General features: G+C 67.4%; 2 protein-coding genes. One reads left to right on the top strand and one right to left on the bottom strand.

Features of this window, described 5'->3' with window-relative positions; all coding sequences use genetic code 11:
• The first annotated feature begins 195 nt into the window (after positions 1 to 195).
• Positions 196 to 1,878: a hypothetical protein gene (locus I5I_RS13980; RefSeq protein WP_148285569.1), complete on the top strand. Its 1,683-nt coding sequence runs from the start codon at positions 196 to 198 to the stop codon at positions 1,876 to 1,878.
• 20 nt (positions 1,879 to 1,898) lie between these two features.
• Here the strand turns inward: I5I_RS13980 and I5I_RS13975 are convergent.
• A partial coding sequence (locus tag I5I_RS13975) for a helix-turn-helix domain-containing protein (protein ID WP_148285568.1) occupies positions 1,899 to 2,241 on the bottom strand: 343 nt, incomplete at its 5' end.

The following is a 2,241-nucleotide window of genomic DNA, read 5'->3' as shown; positions in this document are numbered from 1 at the left end:
GCCACTTCACAGCATTCAGCGGGCGTAGCGGTCGCCATTCATCTTCTTGAGCCCGCGGCCCCTCGTCGATCGCGGCGGTGCCCGGCGGCACCTAGCGCCCGATGACCACCCCTAGATTCGCCGGGAGATCGCGGCCAGACAGGTGCCCGCCGACGACGCGTCGCCGGCCACGCGATCTTCAGGAAGAGAGATCCCGTGCAGAAGAGAATTGTTGTCCTGACTGCCGTCGCGCTCGCGGTGCTGACACCCGTGGCGATGACCTCCGCCGGTTTCACCGACACGACCCATGCCGCGTCACGTCTCGTCACCGCATCCGCACGCCTCGACGAGCCTCCGGTGTACTTCAACTCCGCCAGCGGCTCGGGGCTGTGGATCACACAGTCGGGTGAGCTCTATCTGTCGGGTGATCGCCGCGCGGGAGACGGGGCGGGTGGTACAACCTCGAACGGTTCCGCGCCGACCAAGGTCGCCATCCCGAACGACGTCCGGATCATCGACGCCGTCGGAGGAAGCACCGACTTCCACTATCCGATCGGTGAGAGCTGGTACGCCGCACTCGATGACCGGGGGCGGGTCTGGACCTGGGGCACCGCGCAGAACGCGTTCAACGGTGAGAAGGGACGCGACTCGATCGGTCGAGGGCGCCTCTCCCCGGGGGAGCAGTACCGCGCGGGGCTGGTGGTGACCTCCGACGGACGTGTCCTCAGCGGAATCGTGCGGATCGCGCGCACCGAGAACCAGATTCTCGCCCTCGACACCGACGGCAACCTCTGGACCTGGGGAAGCATCGACAACATCGCCCGCCCGGACGGTCGCAACGTCGCCACGCCGTTGCCGATTGTGTCCAACGACACGTGTTGGACGCCTGGGTCGGGGCGGTGCACGCCGGACAGTCCCGACACGGCGGGGAAGATCCGTTGGCGCTCGGTGTGGAACGGGGCGAACCTGGGTCTGGGCGTCGGGCGCAATGGATTGATCTACACCTGGGGGTGGGACAACTCGAACGGACTGAGCTCCGGACAGGTGCACACCTACGCGCCGACCTTGAACGAGGGCGCAAACCTCACACTCTTCGCGGCCTATCCCGACCTCTACCGCACCGGCGACGGCCTCGTCTACGACCCGAAGGTGCAGACGACGGCGCAGGCTCGACACCGCACGTACGTTGCGATCGTCACGGCGATGAACGACAAAGTGCTGCCCGGCTGCGACGGCACCCTCGGGCAGCTCGACCGCGTCGACGACACCTGCCCCGTGCGCCAAGCCGCGATGTTCGATCTGGCCGGGAGCTTCCTGCTCCAGAACGGCGCCCTGTTCACCTGGGCTGTCAACGACGCGCGTAACGGTTACGCCTTCCTCGGCCGTGCGAGCACCACCGACTCGACGTGGAGTCTGGATCCGACCTACCGATACGCACCCGGGCGCGTGAGGATCGCCGGGCAGCCGACCACGTTCCGCTCCTACAACGCCACTCTGACGAGCGTGACCGCGATCACGACCGCCGGCGACGTGTACGGCTGGGGTGTCAACAACTTTTGTCAGGCCATCGGCCGCCACCTGGACGGTTCCGTGCCGTGCACGACAGGGATCCCTGCCGAACGAGTCCTCCTGCCCACTCGCATCACGGCCCTCGACGACGTCGCCGTCCGCGAGATCAGGACGGCGGCCTGCACGACCTGGGCGGTGACGCGGGGCGGCGGCCTGTACACGTGGGGAGGCACGCAGAACGTCGCGGCCTTCGACTACGCGTGGTGCGGGAGATACCCCTCCGGTGCCCAGTCGTTCTCGTTCCTGAACGTGAACGACCCGTCCGCGCCAGCACTTGTCTTTTCCCGTCCGCTGGCCGAGGTCGCAACGGGGACCGTTCGGGTGAAGTGACGGCGCGTCCTCGTGAGCGCTCACCGACTGATCAGCTGGAAGAGCTCCTGCCTGTTCGTGGCACCCGTCTTCTTCAGGGCACTGTGGATGTGATTCTCGATCGTGCGGACGCTGAGACCGAGCCGGGATGCGATCGCCGCGTTGGAGTGGGTGCGAGCGAGCAACGCGATCTCGGTCTCCCGCGCCGACAGCGCGTCGGCACCGTCGTCCGCCCCCGCTGTTCGAGAGACCGCTGCGGTCAGCGGGATGTCGGCATCCGCTTTCAGTGCGTCGAACGCCACCCGGATCGCGACGCCGAGCTCCGACGACGTGCTCTCGCGCTCCTGCCTGCTGCGGACTCTAGAGGATCCCCGGGACCGAGCT

This window comes from Microbacterium sp. B24 (genome assembly GCF_000333415.1).
Taxonomy (GTDB): Bacteria; Actinomycetota; Actinomycetes; order Actinomycetales; family Microbacteriaceae; genus Microbacterium.
This window is presented reverse-complemented; position numbering and strand designations above follow the sequence as displayed.